Annotated in this window: 1 protein-coding gene; it reads right to left on the bottom strand. The window is 24.1% G+C overall.

Annotated elements, in window-relative coordinates; translation table 11 throughout:
* Window positions 1-393 (bottom strand): ATP-binding protein (locus AZI32_RS17525; protein ID WP_275935001.1); only part of this gene is annotated, 393 nt, incomplete at its 3' end.
* Window positions 394-569: the final 176 nt, after the last annotated feature.

The raw sequence follows: 569 nt of genomic DNA, 5'->3' as shown, positions 1-569 counted from the left end.
ATCTTTATGATGTCCTAAAGCAACTTTACTACATCCAAGTTTTTTTGCTGTATCATTTAAGGCGCCACGTCTTAAGTTTGCACATAAAGAACATGGATTTTTTTCTTTTCTTATATCAAATATAATTTCTTTTATATTTGTTTGAACTTCGTGAAATTCAACTCCTAAATTTGAACATAAATCATATAAAGGCGAATTATCAACACCTCCAGGGTTTAATGTTATAGCTATAAGCTCAAATTTTTGAGGTGAAAAATTTTTATAATTATTTAAAATATGAAGAAGAGTTAAACTATCTTTACCTCCAGATAAACCAACTGCAATTTTATCTCCATCTTGTATCATATCAAAATCATTTATTGCTTGTCTTGCTTTACTTAATAACTTTTTCATAAAATTAGATGCCTCCTAAAAGCATAATAGTACTTAAAAATTTATTATATCAAACTAAAATTCTTATAACAATTGTAATAAATTGTATTAAATAAAAACTTCTTAAGTAAATAATGAAGTTATTGACGATAAGAGTAAAGTAAATTTTTATTGGTAAAAATATAAAAAGAATAAAA

The sequence above is a fragment of the Clostridium sp. ATCC 25772 genome, from assembly GCF_001573875.1.
Taxonomy (GTDB): Bacteria; Bacillota; Clostridia; order Clostridiales; family Clostridiaceae; genus Clostridium_J; species Clostridium_J senegalense.
This window is presented reverse-complemented; position numbering and strand designations above follow the sequence as displayed.